The 14652-nt window shown below is 59.0% G+C and carries 13 protein-coding genes; 5 read left to right on the top strand and 8 right to left on the bottom strand.

Going from position 1 to position 14652, the window contains the following annotated elements:
* Window positions 1-5 precede the first annotated feature (5 nt).
* Window positions 6-1115 (bottom strand): mandelate racemase/muconate lactonizing enzyme family protein, encoded by a 1110-nt coding sequence (locus NLY44_RS28395; protein WP_023806921.1) that lies wholly within the window; start codon window positions 1113-1115, stop codon window positions 6-8.
* 8 nt (window positions 1116-1123) lie between these two features.
* On the bottom strand, window positions 1124-2677 hold the full coding sequence (locus NLY44_RS28390) for a trimethylamine methyltransferase family protein (protein ID WP_023812659.1): 1554 nt from the start codon (window positions 2675-2677) through the stop codon (window positions 1124-1126).
* Window positions 2678-3140: 463 nt separating this feature from the next.
* Between NLY44_RS28390 and NLY44_RS28385 the strand changes: the two genes are divergently transcribed.
* Genes NLY44_RS28385 through NLY44_RS28375 form a run of 3 tightly spaced genes read left to right on the top strand, consistent with a single transcriptional unit; the run spans window position 3141 to window position 6186 of the window.
* Complete coding sequence (locus NLY44_RS28385) at window positions 3141-4076, top strand: glycine betaine ABC transporter substrate-binding protein (RefSeq protein WP_023806919.1); 936 nt, start codon at window positions 3141-3143, stop codon at window positions 4074-4076.
* Window positions 4064-5299 carry a quaternary amine ABC transporter ATP-binding protein gene (locus NLY44_RS28380; RefSeq protein WP_245263901.1) on the top strand — a complete coding sequence of 412 codons (1236 nt, stop codon included), beginning with the start codon at window positions 4064-4066 and terminating at the stop codon, window positions 5297-5299. Before NLY44_RS28385 ends, NLY44_RS28380 begins: the two co-directional genes overlap by 13 nt.
* 41 nt (window positions 5300-5340) lie before the next feature.
* Complete coding sequence (locus NLY44_RS28375) at window positions 5341-6186, top strand: ABC transporter permease (protein ID WP_023806917.1); 846 nt, start codon at window positions 5341-5343, stop codon at window positions 6184-6186.
* A gap of 37 nt (window positions 6187-6223) precedes the next feature.
* Here NLY44_RS28375 and NLY44_RS28370 read toward each other — a convergent pair whose 3' ends face one another.
* Both NLY44_RS28370 and NLY44_RS28365 read right to left on the bottom strand, forming a co-directional pair.
* Entirely contained in the window at window positions 6224-6988 is a 765-nt protein-coding gene (locus NLY44_RS28370; protein ID WP_023806916.1) for an SDR family NAD(P)-dependent oxidoreductase, read from the bottom strand.
* Window positions 6989-6997: 9 nt separating this feature from the next.
* A complete protein-coding gene (locus tag NLY44_RS28365) occupies window positions 6998-7765 on the bottom strand; it encodes an SDR family NAD(P)-dependent oxidoreductase (protein ID WP_023806915.1) in 768 nt (255 codons plus the stop codon).
* Between the two features lie 352 nt (window positions 7766-8117).
* On the opposite strand from NLY44_RS28365, the gene NLY44_RS28360 reads away from it, so the two are divergent.
* Window positions 8118-9029, top strand: coding sequence for a LysR substrate-binding domain-containing protein (locus tag NLY44_RS28360; RefSeq protein ID WP_031356278.1), 912 nt, complete (start codon window positions 8118-8120; stop codon window positions 9027-9029).
* Here NLY44_RS28360 and NLY44_RS28355 read toward each other — a convergent pair.
* From NLY44_RS28355 to NLY44_RS28345, 3 genes are read right to left on the bottom strand one after another with little or no spacing between them, the layout of a single operon-like run.
* A complete protein-coding gene (locus NLY44_RS28355; RefSeq protein ID WP_031356277.1) occupies window positions 9026-10348 on the bottom strand; it encodes an NAD(P)/FAD-dependent oxidoreductase in 1323 nt (440 codons plus the stop codon). The genes NLY44_RS28360 and NLY44_RS28355 overlap by 4 nt on opposite strands.
* On the bottom strand, window positions 10335-11846 hold the full coding sequence (locus NLY44_RS28350; protein WP_031356276.1) for an aldehyde dehydrogenase: 1512 nt from the start codon (window positions 11844-11846) through the stop codon (window positions 10335-10337). The genes NLY44_RS28355 and NLY44_RS28350 overlap by 14 nt, the downstream gene beginning before the upstream one ends.
* The gene (locus NLY44_RS28345; RefSeq protein ID WP_023806911.1) at window positions 11824-12768 is read right to left on the bottom strand and encodes a dihydrodipicolinate synthase family protein; all 945 of its coding nucleotides are present in this window, start codon (window positions 12766-12768) and stop codon (window positions 11824-11826) included. The genes NLY44_RS28350 and NLY44_RS28345 overlap by 23 nt, the downstream gene beginning before the upstream one ends.
* 215 nt (window positions 12769-12983) lie before the next feature.
* Between NLY44_RS28345 and NLY44_RS33255 the strand changes: the two genes are divergently transcribed.
* Entirely contained in the window at window positions 12984-13433 is a 450-nt protein-coding gene (locus tag NLY44_RS33255) for a transposase (RefSeq protein WP_023806910.1), read from the top strand.
* A gap of 184 nt (window positions 13434-13617) precedes the next feature.
* On the opposite strand, the gene NLY44_RS28335 is transcribed toward NLY44_RS33255, so the two are convergent.
* Window positions 13618-14613: an isopenicillin N synthase family dioxygenase gene (locus NLY44_RS28335; RefSeq protein WP_286456113.1), complete on the bottom strand. Its 996-nt coding sequence runs from the start codon at window positions 14611-14613 to the stop codon at window positions 13618-13620.
* Between the last annotated feature and the right edge of the window lie 39 nt (window positions 14614-14652).

The raw sequence follows: 14652 nt of genomic DNA, 5'->3' as shown, positions 1-14652 counted from the left end.
GTTCACTAGGATCCGTACGTGGCTACTGGCGGACCGAACATGCCGGGTTCCGGTTTGATGCCGAGGCCGGGCAGTTGCGGTACGGCGATGTGACCGTTTTCGATGACAATCGGATTCTTCGCGTCGAAATGGCCTTCGATATATTCCTGCGCGATCCAGGCGCCCTCAAAACGGCGCGGCTCCACAGTGGAAGCTAAGTGTACGCAAGCCGCCGCGATTATGTCGCCACCCCATGCGTCATCACAGCTGTGCGGTAGCGAGCGGATGGCGCAAACGTCGCGGATTGTCGCCATTTTGGTGAGGCCGCCGAGACGCGTGACCTTCAAGCCGAAGCCATCCGCGATGCCGAGGGAGATCGCCCTGAGTACCGCGTTCTGATCTTCGGTGTTCTCGTCCAAATATACCGGATGTGTCACCCTGCCCTTCAGGGTGGCGATCTCATCCATAGTGTTGCAGGGTTGTTCGAAAACGAATGGGATCGCCTGGCAGAGCCGGTCAAGATGAATGGCGGCAGCGACAGTGAGGCCCCTGTTGCCATCCACTGCGATACGAGCTTTGTAGCCGACCGCCTCCCATACCTTGTGAATCGAGGCCACGTCCTGTTCGAGATTTCGCCCCGAGATTTTGACCTGCAGTCGTGGATAACCTGACTTCACCTTGTCGGCGGCTATCCTGGCCGTTTCGTCAGGCGGACCAACAATGAGCGAATAGTAGGCCGGAACACGGTCGGTAAGCGCACCGCCCAGCAGTGTCGAGACCGGCACTCCAAGCCGCTGGCCGAGAAGGTCAAGGAAGGCTATGTCAAACGCTGCCTTGGCATAGCCATGCCCGTTCAAGCGCTCGTCCATGCGTTTGGCGAGAAGCCTAATCGAGGCAATCTCGGCATCCATAAGACCTGGGGCGATTTCGGCAATGGCCGCGCGTGCGCCGAGTGCATGATGCGGCTGATAAACCGGCCCGACCGGGCAGGTTTCGCCCCAGCCAGTCAGTCCGTCATCGGTCCCAATCTCGACAATAGTGCTGTCAAGCGCGTCTACGTCGTCGCTGGCCATTCGGTAGGTGCCACCTTTAACGGGTAGCTGCACCTTATAGACGTTGATCTGGTCAATGCGCATGAGGATGCTCAGTATTCCTCGTTGAGCGCGTCGACAGCGGGGATTTCCCGCGAGCGCCGATCGATATACGCGCGCAATTCCTCGTCCTTCGCGATGTCGAGCTTTGGTTCTTCATATTCGGCCAGAAGGCGGCGCGCATGCTCCAGGGCACGCTGCTTGATGTCCTTGGAGCCATCAGCGTACCACTGCTCGACCGAGTTATTGTCGAAGAGTTTCGGAATAAAGAAGGCCTTCTCGAAGTTGGCCTGTGTATGGGGATGTCCAAAGTAATGGCCGCCCGGCCCGACATCGCGGATGGCAGCCAGGGCTTCATCGAAATCGTCCCACTGGATGCCTTGCGTCATGCGATAGCCCATGGCGCAGACTTCGGCGTCGACGACGAATTTTGCGATCGAGCAGTGCATGCCGGCTTCATTCCAGCCAGCAGAATGCCAAATGTAGTTTGCGCCTGACAGCAGCACGGCCATCATCGTCATCGCACTTTCATAGCCTGCTTGCGCATCGAAGATCTTGGCGCCGCCAAGCAAGTTCGAAGTGCGCCAGGGCACGTTATAGCGGCGAGCCATCTGGCCGATCATGAAATTCATGAGCGAAATCTCTGGCGTTCCCGCCATCGGCGCTCCCGATTGCATCGACACGGTCGATAGGTAATGCCCATAAATCGCAGGGCAGCCCTCGCGGACCACCTGCGTGTAGGCAAGTGCGGAAAGCGCTTCCGCATTGAGCTGCGCCACTGCCGCCGCGGTGGAGGCTGGCGTGTTCGCGCCGCCGAGAACGAAGGGCGAGCACAAGACGGGCTGGTTGCGCCGGCAGAAAGCACGCATGCCGCCCAGCATGACCTGGTCCCACACCAGCGGCGAATTGCCATTGCAGTTTCCGGTGGTGACTGCATGATTCTCGAGGAAGCCTTCACCGAAAAGAATCTCGCACATGTCGAGCACGTCCTCGGCATTCTTGGGTGAAGTGGTCATGCCCATGAAAATCTTGTCGGAATGCTTTATTGACGAATAGGTGATGTGCAGGTGCCGATGCGCGACAACAATGTCCATCGGCTCGACGATATGGTGAGCCGACGAATGTAGTGCCGGCATCATGTGGGCAAGCTTGTGGAAGGTCCCAAGGTCCGCGATCGTCGGGCCACGCCTCACATCATCGAGATCGCGCATGTACGGCGCGCCTGTCATCGGCACGAAGATTGATTTGTCGCCTCCGAGTTCGACATTCTTCGCCGGATCGCGCGCGAAATATTCGACGTTGGCGGGAATGGTCTTGATGAGCTCCATGACCAGGCCGCGGTCGAGATGAACGCGGTCATCGGCGCGCACGTCCGCTCCGACTCTCTTCCAGTCCTCAATCGCGATCGGATCGCGAAATACCACGCCTACTTCTTCCAGGATTGAGAGAGAAGCCTCGTGAATGCGTTCGACCTGCTCGGCATCCATCGGCTCTACCACCGGCAGGCCGCGCTTGAGCGTCGGCAACATATCGACCTTTGGCGCGGTGCGGATCGTCCGCCTCGCTTCCCGCCCGCCTCTACGAGAGAGCTGTAGTTGAGCAGTCATGCCGGCCTCCAGACAAATATGTCGCGACCGAAACCGGACCGCACTCAACTATTGCCGGAGCTTTTAGCTTTGACCTACTGCAAAAGTCTCACGCGCGTGTTGACTAAAGGGCTGCGCCGCCGGCTCGCTCACCCGGACTCGAGAGATGGTCAGGCCGAGCAGCGGCGGAGCTTTCCACGTCGCAGCTCAGCCTTACGGATACCGCGGAAACTTGGACGTAATCGGCCAAGACCGTAGGCATCCCGACAGGCAGAGACGATGATGCATTGCCGCAAGCGAGCGAAATAAAGTCAATCGGGAGGCGACTTTTTTGCGTCGACTGGCTCCCGCGGTTCCGTGGTAGCACGTTTCTTGCTTGGTGCGGGCAAGAACAGAACGGCCATTCCCGGATCAGGCGAGGTGAACAAAAACGACAATCTCGGACTCATCTAGGCATCAGATGGGTAGCGACAGGAGGGTTTGAATGGCAAGGCCAAATCTCGTCAATAATGTATTCAGCGCGAGCACGTCGCGCAGAACCTTGCTGAAGGCCGGCGGCGCCGCCACGCTTGTCATGAGCGGCCTCACGACGGGCGCCAGGGCCGACGCGTCCCGGCCGCTGGTCTATGCCTTCGCGGCATGGTCCGACGCGCTGGCCATCACCTATGTCGGCGCGAAGCTCATCGAGGACAATTTCGGCTACAAGGTCCAGCCGCTGCAGGCGGAGCCGGGCGTGATCTATGCCTCGCTTCAAACCGGGAAGGCCGACCTCTATTCGAACTCCTATATGCAGGGGATGGGGCCGCTGAAAGGCGACTATCACGGCGGCCAGGCGGACTATGTAAAGAAAGTCGCCGGTTCCATCAAAGTCGTCGGCGTTTCGGAAGGCCCGATGACCCAGGGCCTTGCCGTTCCGGACTATGTAGACATCAAGAGCATCGCCGAGCTCAACGACCACGCCGACAAGTTCCCAAGCGGCATCATCGGCATCGACGCCGGCTCCGGCCTCATGCAGGCCGCGGATGCAACGGTGAAGGCTTACGGTCTCAAGCTCAACCTGGTCCCGGGCAGCGAAGCTGCCATGGAAGCGGCCTTCCAGCGGGCTTACTCGAAGAACGAACCAATCGTGGTCACCACTTGGGAGCCGCTCCCGATGTGGAGCAAATTCAAGATGAGGTATCTCGAAGATCCCAAGAAGACGATGATGTCGGAGCCCTACTACTGTTTCCACGTCACGTCCAAGGACTTTGAATCCAACTTCCCGAAGGCCCAGGCGTTTTTGACAAGGTTCCACATCCCGAATGACGAAGAAGCCAAGATCATGGGCTGGATCGACGGCGGGATGAAGCCTCAAGACGCCGCCTCAAAGTGGATCGGCGAAGTGAAAGGCAAGGGCATTATCGAGCCGTGGCTCGCCTGATCCCGAAGCACGCATCCTCCCAAGAGTGCGGGGGCCTGCATCACCACCTGTATTATGCGCGGGAGCCTCGCATGAGCACGCGAAAGCCGGCCGTCGAGATCAAGGATCTCTACAAGATTTATGGCGGCAACCCCGAAGTGAAACTGGACAGACTGCGTTCGGGCGCCTGCGGCCCCGACGAAGGCAGCGGTTTCGTCGCGCTCAACAACATCAACATGACGATTGAGACCGGGAAAATCTTCGTCGTAATGGGTCTCTCAGGCAGCGGGAAGTCGACCCTTCTTCGCTGCATCAACCGCCTTGTCGACCCCACTGCCGGCCAGATCGTGGTCAATAGGCAGGACGTCACGAAAGCCGGCAAAAAGGAGCTCCGCCAGATCCGCTCCAGCACGATCGGAATGGTCTTTCAACATTTTGCGCTCCTGCCGCACATGTCGGTCATCGATAATGTTGCGTTTGGGCTCCGTGTCGCGGGGGTCGGACGCAAGGAGCGACGCGAGCGCGCAGGCAAGGCACTCGAACTCGTAGGGCTCAGCGGATGGGGCGACCGCAAGCCGTCCAACCTTAGCGGCGGCATGCGCCAGCGCGTTGGCCTGGCGCGTGCCCTGGTGATGGACACGCCGGTGCTGCTGATGGATGAGCCGTTCAGCGCGCTCGACCCGCTCATTCGCGAGGAGATGCAACAGGAGTTGCTTCGGCTTCAGAGCACTCTGAACAAGACGATTGTCTTTGTGACACACGACCCAAACGAAGCGGCGACGATTGGTGACCGCATCGCTATTCTCCTCAAGGGAGAGGTCGTCCAGGAAGGCCAGCCGATCGATATCGTGCTCTCCCCTGCCAGCGACTACGTCAGGGACTTCGTGCGGGGCATCGATGTCTTCAAGGTGCTGTCGGCTGGCCAAGTTATGGACGCCGTCTGCCCGCCGGTGGAACTGGCGAACAGGCCGATCTCGGAATGGACGAAACATCTGTCGAAAGACTTCGTAAAGCTCGCGCCCGACGATCTGATCGTCCCCTATCTCGATGAGCTGGCGAAAGAGCAGCGCGCTTTGATCGTGGTTCAGAACGACGGAACGCCCGTCGGGACGGTCACCGCTAAGTCCGTTCTCAGAGCGCTCGCGGCCCATTCCTCGTTAGCCGGCGCGACGCCGAAGATCGAGAAACCGAAAGCTGCCGACACGACGAGGGCAAACGCCGCGGCAGAACGCGCGACACAATAACGAACCTCAATCTCAAACGACTCTAGCTGAGGATCATGAGGATGGATTTTTCGGAGTTTGCAGGCAGGGTTGCCGCGTCAATCGACGACTTCACGACCTACCTCTCGGCGCATTTCGGATTTGTCTTCGATTCGATCTCGACGGTGATCCTGGGCATCCAACGCCCCTTGGCCACGTGTCTGACTAGCGCGCCGGTCTGGCTGATCATCGCGACCGTTATGGTCGGTGGTGTCCTACTTGGGCGGCTCTCGCTGGCTATCCTCAGTGGATGTGGGCTGGCCTTCATCTTCGTCATGAATCTCTGGGCGCCGGCGATGGTGACACTCTCCCTGGTGCTTACGGCAGCCGTCGTCGCCGTAGCCATCGGAGTACCAATCGGTATTCTCATTGCTGAATCGAAGCGCCTGAACACGATGGCTGAGCCAATACTCGACTTCATGCAGACGATGCCTCCGTTCGTGCTGCTCGTTCCAGCCGTGTTCTTCTTCGGCGTTGGAACGGTTCCGGGCATCGTTGCGACGATCTTCTTCGCCATGCCGCTGCCGATCAGGCTCACGGCCCATGGTCTCAAGATGGTCGAGCCGGAAATGGTCGAGGCGGGGGAAGCCTTTGGCGCAAGTCGCCTGGCGGTGCTGTTCCTGATCAAACTGCCGCTGGCGTTCCGCTCGATTATGGCAGGCGTCAACCAATGCGTGATGATGTCGTTGTCGATGGTCATCATTGCGTCCATGATCGGCGCCGGCGGTCTGGGTGACGAAATCATTCGGTCGATCTCTCGTCTCCAGGTTGGGAGGGGCGTCGAAGCTGGCCTTGCGGTCGTTGTTTTGGCAATCCTGATCGATCGCATCACCAGGCGGATCAGCGAGAAAGTTGATCCGACGGCCTGACAAACATGAAGCCCGGTCAATGGCGGGCTTCTCCTCTTCACGCAATCGGCAGTGGCAACTTCTTGGTGCGTCCCCCATCGATGACGTAGACCTGCCCGGTCACGAAGGAGCTTTCTTCCGAGGCAAGCCAAACGGCAAGATTTCCGACATCAGTCGGCTCACCAAGGCGTCCAACCGGATGCATTGCGAGCAGTTCCCTGCGGACACGCGAACTGTCAACCATGCTGTCGATGTAGAAATCACTGAGGTCAGAATTGATCCAGCCCGGCGCAATGGCATTGCACCGGATACCCTCGTGCCCATGGTCCACGGCGACGGCTGCTGTAAAACCGTGAATGCCAGCTTTCGAAGCGGAATATGCAGGGTGACCCGGATTAGACGCCAAGCCTTCAATCGAGCCGATGTTAACAATGCTTGCAATGCCTCGCTTGCGAAGATGCGGCATTGCCGCCTTCGTTAACAAAAATGGGGCCTTGAGGTTGATCTTCATCATCTGGTCCCAGTCCGTCTCGGTCATTTCCTCGACGGTCTTCTCGAACATGATCCCGGCGTTGTTGACGAGGATGTCAAGGCCGCCAAATCGCTCGACGACGGCCTGAACGGCCGAAACGATGTGCTCGGAGTTGGCAAGGTCCGCCTTCACGTAAAAGGTGCGATCGTTGAGGATCTCGTCGGGTGGCGGGTTCCTCTGCACAATGGCAACCTTGGCCCCTTCCTCCACAAAACGTCGCGTGATGCCGGCGCCGATGCCACGGCCGCCGCCAGTGATGATGGCAATTCTTCCTGCAAGTCTGTCAGCCATAGGGTGTCCTCAATAGACCGGCTTAGCGCCGTTCACTTCAACGGTCGTGCCGGCGATGTAGCGGGCGGCATCGGAACTCAAGAAATACACCGCATCGGCGATGTCTTCCGGCTCAGCAATGCGCCCGAGCGGAACCGTCTTGTTGAGCTCCGCTATGGCAGTGTCGGGATTGAAGCCGCGCTTGGCGAAGCCGGTGCGCAGCATCGGTGTGTTAACCTCATTCGGACACACCGCGTTGACTCGTATCCCGTCACCGGCATGGTCGCGGCCAAGGCACTTCGATAACGCCGCGACGGCCGCCTTGCTGGTGCAGTAGGCGGCATGCCCGGGTCCGGGATAAAGTCCCCAGCACGATGCGATGTTCACGATCGCGCCGCCGCCGTGGCCCTTCATATGGCCGATCGCCCTCCGGCACGTGTAGAATATCGACGTCAAGTTGATATCGAACGTCCGCTCCCAGTCCTCATCGGTCGTCTCGAGGATATTGCCCCTGGTGATAATCCCGGCATTGTTGACGAGCACGTCCAGCCTGCCTGTGATCTGGATGGAATAGTCGATCAAATCTTCGCAATAAGCCTTGCTCCTGAGGTCTCCGGCCTTGCTCCAGACCTTCTGTCCGGCTCGGTTGAGTTCGGCATCGAGCCTGTCCAGCCCAGCCTGGTCTGCGTCGCCGGCAATCACATGAAAGCCGTTCGCGACGAACTGCTTGGAGATCGCTTGCCCGATACCTCCCGCCGCGCCTGTTATCACCGCAGTTTTCTTTTCAATGCCAGTCATAGCTCAAGCCATCTTTGAGAGGGAAAGTTAGGCTCATAATCTCTCAACGGCGGATGAAGACCAGTGGGGCAGCCCTGCAAAAGTCTCACCCCCTTGTTGAGTAGTTGAGCCAAGAGATCGCCAGGGGACATTCTAGGGTGTCGCTGCGTCGGACATGGGATTGGGCAGCGTCGCAGATCGCGCAGCATCATGCGCACAGTTTTCCTATGTTGCCGAGGTGACTTGGGGGACGCCGCCATAGTCGGTCGCAACGCTGGCCATCACGTCGTATTATAAATGATTTTCCGATATCTTGGGCTTCGCTTGCCCAATCTGTCGCGCCGGCCGAGTATCGAAGTGTTTGGAGCTTGAGATGGTTCGCCGCTACTACGACCTGCCGTCCCTGACTGCTTTGGCTGTTTTCGAGGCGTCTGCCCGGCACTTGTCATTCAAATTGGCTGCTGCGGAACTGAACGTCACTCCCGGCGCCGTGAGCCGGCAGATCAAGGCGATCGAGGACGAACTCGGGGTTCCGCTGTTTACCCGACTGGGAACCGGTGTGGCGCTGACAAGCGCCGGCGAAGACCTTTATGGCGTGTTGGCTACCGGTTTTTCGCGGGCCGCAGATATCGTCCGAAATGTGAAACACGGTGACCGTTCCAAGAACGTCACGCTGGCGTGCACGGACGCCTTCGCGTCCACGTGGCTGATCCCGCGGATGCCGGATTTTTGGGCGAGGTACCCGGATATCGCGGTTGACCACCTTATCTCGGACAATCCCCGCGATTACCGCCGCGCCGAGGTCGAATTGCGCATCCGTTACGGGTTTGGATCGTGGTCGAATGAAGATGCTGAGCTCCTTTTCAATGAAACAATCTACCCGGTATGCGGGCCTGGGTTTGCAAGCAAGCACCGCGATGCAACGGCGGAATCGTTGGCCGACCTTCCCCTGCTGCATGTCGATTGGGTGGATCCCGATTGGGCTGGCTGGGACGAGGTCCTTCGGCGCGCGGGTGTCTCGCATGGTCCGACCCGCGGTCGGCGTTTCGGTAAGTTCTTCGTTGCGCTTCAGGCAGCCCAGGCCGATCAAGGGGTAGCTGTTGGGTGGCATCGCCTTGTCAAGGCGCAGATTGACGAGGGCAAACTCGTCAGGCTGACGGATCTCGAGCTCCCAGCCCCTGGCGGCTACTATCTCACCTGGTATCAAAATCGTACGCTTTCCCCTGCTGCCCAGAGCCTGCGTAGCTGGATCCGCGAAGTGGCGGCGCAAGAACGAGAAAGCTAGAGCTCTCTGCCGGCGCGCTTCTGCATCGCCCACAGCTTCAGCGGCGCGCCGATCGACATCAGCGGTTCTGGATAAAGCCGAACTGGGGCCGGTTCTTTCAGGGCGTCTGCAACCATTGGCTCGTTGCTGCCAACGGCAAGGTCGGCAGCCAGCATCCCGTAGAGGGTGCCTTGCACCGTTCCCAGGCCATTGCAGCATCCGGCTACGAAGACTCTGTCTTCAATTTCGCCAAACGCGGGCGCGGAATTGAGAGAGAGACACAAGTGGCCTCCCCAGCGAAATTCCATCGGTATTTCACCCAGCATCGGGAAGCGCGCCTGGAATGATCGATCGTGCACGGCGCCGATCCGACGGATCTGCTTCTTACTGGTGGACATGTCCGGATTATAGCTGAAGGTGTTGCGGACGACGACCCGATCGCCGATCCTGCGGATGGTTGATCCCATCGGATCGGCCGGGATCAAGCCCCAATGCGGCTCACCGCCCAGCGCTGCCTGCTCGCTCTTGGAAAGAGGCCTCGTCATGCTGGCGTAGGTGAACACATGCAGCAGGCGATTCTTGAAGTAACCAAAACTTTCGAGATGACCGTTGACTGTCAGTATCAACCGCGGCGCGGTGATCTCGCCCTCAGCCGTCTTGGCAGTATGCAGTTTGCCGGTCTGTAAAGATGTGACCGGGGAATTCTCGAATAGCTGCACACGCCTCGACAAGCCTTCGGCAAGCCCACGGATGAAGCCGGCGGGCTGGGCCATTACCGTTCCTGGCGTGAAGGTACCGCCGACGAAAAAATTGGTTCCAGTGATTTCCTTCAACTGCAGCGCGTTGAGCCGCTCGAATGGCTCGCCTAGCCCCGCCAGATGTTTTTCATATTCGCGCAGAACCGCAACACCGTGATCACTTGCAGCTCCATGGTACTTGCCGGCCCGAACGAAGAACTCCTGCAATCCGTATTCGTCCGCCGCCGAAGCAGAGAATTCAATCGCGGTCCGGTTCATGCGGATGAGTTTGTGATCGTGATCCTGGCTTCCGCCGTAATGCTCCCCACCAAGCTCGTGCGGAAGGTCGATCATGAAGCCGGAGTTGCGCCCGGCAGCACCCCAGCCGACGCGCTGAGCGTCGACCACCACTATGCGCTCGTTCGGCACCAGTTGTGCGAGGCGCCGCGCGGCCGCCAAGCCAGCAAACCCAGCTCCTACAATGAGCCAGTCCGCCTTATGACGGCCGCGCAGCACCTCAGGTGCCTTGGGAGGCGGCAGAATACCGTACCAACCGGGCATGGATGTGTCCGCAGGCGTGCGGACAGCCTCATGATCGCTCATCGGAGATGTCCGCCCAGATGGTCTTGAGTTCAGTATATTGGTCATGGGCATGCAATGACTTGTCTCGTCCCCCGAAGCCCGAAAGCTTGAAGCCGCCGAAGGGAGTCGAGACATCCCCTTCGCCGTAGCAGTTGATGGTCACCGTCCCGGCGCGAATGTCCCTTGCGATGCGATGCGCCTTGCCGAGATTGGCGGTAAAGATTGAAGCTGCAAGCCCGTATTGCGTATCGTTAGCGACCCGGAGCGCCTCGTCAGCGTTGGCTACTTTGATTACTGACAGCACTGGACCGAAAATCTCCTCTCGCGCAATCGTCATTTCGGGCGCGACATCGTCGAATACGGTCGGCTCGATGAAATAGCCTTTGCCATGCTTGTGGGCGTTGCCGCCCGTGACGATCCTGGCGCCTTCCGCCCGCCCCTTCTTGATGTAGCCCATGATGCGGTCGAACTGCTCCTTCGACACAATGGCGCCCAGCCGATTGCCCGGATCCAACGGCTCGCCCATAGGCCATTCCTTGAGCTTGTGGAGGACCGTTTCCACCAAGCGGTCCTTGATCTTCTCGTGCACGATCAGGCGGGAATTGGACGAGCAGTTCTCGCCCATGTTCCAGAAGACGGCCTGGGTGACATGCTGCGCCACAACATCAAGGTTCTCCGCGTCGTCCAGGACGATGCAAGGGTTCTTCCCGCCGCATTCGAGCACGATACGCTTGAGATTGGACTTGGCGGAATATTCCAGGAATTTCCGGCCGACGTCAGTTGACCCGGTGAAGGCGACCATGTCGATATCGGGATGCACGCCGAGTGCCTTGCCGGTCACTTCGCCCGGACCGGTGACGATTTGCAGGACGCCTGATGGCAGCCCAGCCTCATGCGCCAGTTCGGCGATCCGCAACGTCGACATGTTGGTCTGCTCGGCCGGCTTGACAATGACGGAGTTGCCCGTCGCTAGTGCCGGACCGATCTTCCAGGCAAGCATGAGGATCGGGAAATTCCAGGGCAGAACGCACGCGACCACGCCCAGCGGCTGGCGCACGATCATCGACACGACATCGTCGCCCGAAGGTGATGTCTGGCCGTAGAGCTTGTCGGTGGCTTCCGCATGCCATTCCAGGCAATGCAGAGCCTCGGGGATGTCTATGGTTTCGACGTCGTAGATCGGCTTGCCGCTTTCGAGCGTCTCAAGCACTGCAAGCTCATGGGCGTTTCGCTTCATCAGCTTCACGAGCCGCCGCAGAACGCGCTTGCGCTCGCTCGGATGCGCGCGCGACCAGGCGCCCGATTCAAACGCCAGTCGCGCCTTCTCGACAGCGAAATCGACATCGGCCTGGCCGCAGGAAGCGATCTTGGCGATGACCTGCCCTGTCGCTGGATTGATGGTCTCGAAAGTATCCCCGGATTGTGCAGCCCGCGCCTTGCCGTCAATCACTGCGCTGGTCGGCAGTGGCAGGCTGTCGGCCAGGCTCTTGTACTCATCACGCGTTAATAGCGATGACATTCTCGGAACCCCTCTTCTGGGATTTTGCAGTGATTGACGCGATGACTGCCTTAAGGGTGCGGATCGTCGACTCGAGTTCCCGCTTCTGTTCGTCGCCGAGTGCCCGCATCGGCAGGCGCACGGGCCCAGCCGGCAATCCAGCCAGTTCGCACCCGAACTTGATGCTCTGAACGAATTTGCCGCCCTGTTCGAGAAGCCTCATCAGAGGCAGAAGCGCCGACATGATCTGCCGGCCCTTGGTGAAGTCCTTCTCGATCACGCAGGCTTCGTACAGCGCGAGGTGCTCAGTCGGCAAGCAGTTGCCAGCTCCGCAGACCCACCCTTTTGCCCCCCAGGCGAAGAATTCAAGGGCCTGATCGTCCATGCCGCAGAACAGGTCGATGTGCGGATAGTCGCGAGCCAGTGCGTGCAGCTGGTTCATGCTGCCGCTGGATTCCTTGATGGCACAGAAATTCGAGCTGCGACCGACGCGGTCCAGGAACTCTAGATCCATCATCGTTCCGGTGCGCCCGGGATAGTTGTAGAGCATCACCGGTAGATTGGCGGCCTTGTCGATCGTAAGTGCATGATTGGCAAGTTCGAGCTGCGTGGGAACAGCGTAGTACGGCGAGCCGATCAGGATGCCGTCGTACTTGAGGTCCTTTGCAATTAGCGCGTATTCAATGCAGTCGTCGGTGCGAATGGCGCCGACGCCGGCGATTAGGGGCATCTTCCCCTTCACCACGCTCCTGGCAAGCTTAAGCAGACTGACACGCTCGTCGCGTGACTGGGCGTAGTACTCTCCTGTCGTGCCACCGACAATGATACCGTGGACACCAGTCGAGACCAGGTGCTCGACCATGACGCAGAAACCGTCACGGTCGATCGACCCGTCCGCGTGATAGGGCGTTGTGACGGGCGGAATAACGCCTTTGAACGACATCTGCCTCGCTCCAGTTTGGGCTACGGGTCAGTGTTATATGCAAGCTGAGGAGCCAGAGCAGCCGAAATAAAATCACCCGGCAGGCCACTTTTTTGCGGTTCTGGCTATGTTTGAGCGAACCAACTAAACGGCATATCGCCGGGCCCTGACGCGAGTAAGTCGGTTATTGGACGGGCTAATACTCGTTGCTATCCTTCGCCAATCGGGGGTCACGAATGTACATCGCCTCAACGTCGCTTTTTGAGAAACTCCAGAAGGTCTCGCTGAATGGCGAGGTTCTTAAGCTCACCGACGCTCTCGTTTGTGCCATCGCGCGCCCTGACACCCACGGACGGTTTCCTTTGGCGGCGATCGATTCCCACCGGGTGCGCGCTACTACGCGAATGCGGCGGGATCATCGGTGCGCCGCACCCGGGGCCGAATGCGAACGAGACCTGGCGACGTTGGAGCGTGACTTGGCGGCGCGGTCTTCGCCCGTGGGGCCGCCTCCGATCCCGTTCGAAAAGCTGGTGCGAGCGATGCAGGTACAGGCGTGCTACTCGAACCGCTCGGACGGGCTTTTGATAGAACGGCTGGAATACGACCTTCTGTTCCGCTGGTCGGTATCGGGATCGGTGACGCGGCCCCTTCGGTATTCTCAAAGGCGACGGCTTGCTGGAACGTGATATCGCAGCAAGAGTTCTTAGGCGCGGTGCTGGCGCAGCCCAAGGTGAAGAAGCTTCGACCAGCATGAGAGGCTCAATCGATTCCGCTGCGGTGACAGCGCGCTCCGCCGGATCAAGGGCTAATGCTGGAGACTCCTGGAACAAGGCTGGCGGTCTCACGTGAGAAACTGACTGTCCACTCTCATCACGCTTTGGCCAGGTGAGCGTAACTTGCTGCGAAACGCGCGAATTTGTGCTCGCCGCACGTCACCCGCTTGTAGCGAAGCGGGTTGTTGTCCGTGACGCATGAGGGCAATGGTTCGATGATCGCATTGAAATCAGCGTCGATAAAGAAGGGGATTGAGTATCGCTCGCGTCCCGAGGTATTCACCACACGGTGCATGTTGGCCAAGTAGACATCATTGGTGAGCCGCTGAATCAGATCGCCAATGTTGATGACGAATGTGCCGTGGATCGGACTGCCCTCGACCCAGTCGCCATCTCGGTTCATGACCTGAAGACCACCCACGTCGTCCTGCGCCAGGATCGTCAGATTGCCGTAATCCGTGTGGGCCCCAATGCCGATAATTTCTTCTCGAATAAAGCCACTCTGCGGGGGGTAGTGAAGCAGGCGCTGAATGCTGATCGGTTGCCCCATGAGGCTTTCAAAATAGCATTCGGCCAGGTCCAGGCTGAGCGCAATACCCTGCAAGAGTTTTTTCGCGAGCTCCACCATTTTTTGATGGTACCCGTATGTCAGTTCCCGAAACCCGGTCAGGTCTGAGGGCCACTGGTTGGGGCCAAAAAACGGTCCTTCCAACGTGGAGCGTTCAGGACCGATGTCAAAGCACTCCTTGAGGTCTCTCGTCTTGCCCGGATCTGTGTTCTCCCCGAACGGCTCGATATAGCCCCGGAGGGCTACATCCGATTTGCTTACATGCAATTTCATCTTGTGCGACATGGACAAATCAAAGAACCGACGGCTCACGTCGAATACCGAATTCACAAAATCCTGCGGAATCCCGTGGTTCTTCACATACATGAACCCAGTGTTGGACAATGCCCAACGTATCTCCTTGGCCACCCTCCGCTTATTGCTGCCATCGAGAAGCGGCGCAATGTCAATCACCGGGATCTTGTCGAAGCTCTCGCGTTTCGCGCGCAGCTTGTCGTGCACTTTGGTAACGATATCCTTGGGCATGGGTACACTCTTGTTTGGCAGCAGGAGCCGGAGCGACGA

The organism is Mesorhizobium sp. C089B (assembly GCF_030323125.1).
Classification (GTDB): Bacteria; Pseudomonadota; Alphaproteobacteria; order Rhizobiales; family Rhizobiaceae; genus Mesorhizobium.
This window is presented reverse-complemented; position numbering and strand designations above follow the sequence as displayed.

Coding starts and splice junctions, on each gene's coding strand:
- NLY44_RS28390 (WP_023812659.1), bottom strand. CDS start 2,677: ATGACTGCTCAACTACAGCTCTCTCGTAGAGGCGGGCGGGAAGCGAGG.
- NLY44_RS28350 (WP_031356276.1), bottom strand. CDS start 11,846: ATGTCATCGCTATTAACGCGTGATGAGTACAAGAGCCTGGCCGACAGC.
- NLY44_RS28375 (WP_023806917.1), top strand. CDS start 5,341: ATGGATTTTTCGGAGTTTGCAGGCAGGGTTGCCGCGTCAATCGACGAC.
- NLY44_RS28355 (WP_031356277.1), bottom strand. CDS start 10,348: ATGAGCGATCATGAGGCTGTCCGCACGCCTGCGGACACATCCATGCCC.
- NLY44_RS28335 (WP_286456113.1), bottom strand. CDS start 14,613: ATGCCCAAGGATATCGTTACCAAAGTGCACGACAAGCTGCGCGCGAAA.
- NLY44_RS28385 (WP_023806919.1), top strand. CDS start 3,141: ATGGCAAGGCCAAATCTCGTCAATAATGTATTCAGCGCGAGCACGTCG.
- NLY44_RS28345 (WP_023806911.1), bottom strand. CDS start 12,768: ATGTCGTTCAAAGGCGTTATTCCGCCCGTCACAACGCCCTATCACGCG.
- NLY44_RS28365 (WP_023806915.1), bottom strand. CDS start 7,765: ATGACTGGCATTGAAAAGAAAACTGCGGTGATAACAGGCGCGGCGGGA.
- NLY44_RS28360 (WP_031356278.1), top strand. CDS start 8,118: ATGGTTCGCCGCTACTACGACCTGCCGTCCCTGACTGCTTTGGCTGTT.
- NLY44_RS28395 (WP_023806921.1), bottom strand. CDS start 1,115: ATGCGCATTGACCAGATCAACGTCTATAAGGTGCAGCTACCCGTTAAA.
- NLY44_RS33255 (WP_023806910.1), top strand. CDS start 12,984: ATGTACATCGCCTCAACGTCGCTTTTTGAGAAACTCCAGAAGGTCTCG.
- NLY44_RS28370 (WP_023806916.1), bottom strand. CDS start 6,988: ATGGCTGACAGACTTGCAGGAAGAATTGCCATCATCACTGGCGGCGGC.